Annotated in this window: 1 protein-coding gene; it reads left to right on the forward strand. The window is 37.6% G+C overall.

Annotation, left to right across the window (positions count from 1 at the left end; genetic code table 11):
* A partial coding sequence (locus AC1DTM_RS30490; RefSeq protein WP_477001705.1) for a DegT/DnrJ/EryC1/StrS family aminotransferase occupies positions 1-649 on the forward strand: 649 nt, incomplete at both ends.

Raw genomic sequence — 649 nt, forward strand, 5'->3', positions numbered from 1 at the left:
GTCACCACAAGCTCTAGCACTTGCGTTGCATGATGCTGATAAAGCAGGGAAATTACCTAAGGCTGTCATTCTTGTTCATTTATATGGTCAGAGTGCGAAATTAGATGAAATTCTTTCGCTTTGTAATCACTATGATGTTCCCATAATTGAGGATGCAGCAGAATCTCTAGGTTCTACATATAAAGGAAAAGCAAGTGGTACATTCGGAAGATTTGGTATTTATTCATTTAATGGAAATAAAATTATTACAACTTCGGGCGGTGGAATGCTAGTTTCTGATGATACGGAAGCGATAGAAAAAGCGAAGTTTTTAGCAACTCAAGCAAGAGATTCAGCACCTCATTATCAGCATAGTCAAGTGGGCTACAATTATAGAATGAGTAATATATTAGCTGGTATTGGGAGAGGACAATTAGAAGTGTTAGAAGATAGAGTGAGCTCTAGAAGGCGTATATTTAAGCGGTATTATGAAGAGTTATCTCATATACCGGGATTTTGTTTTATGCCGGAATTAGAAAATACTCGTTCGAACCGTTGGCTTACAACTATGATGATTGATGAAGTGGAATCTGGGACCTCTATTGAAAAAATAGTAACAACTTTAGCTGAAGAGAATATTGAAGCGCGTCCTACTTGGAAGCCACTACAT

Source organism: Bacillus sp. P4_D3, assembly GCF_056401855.1.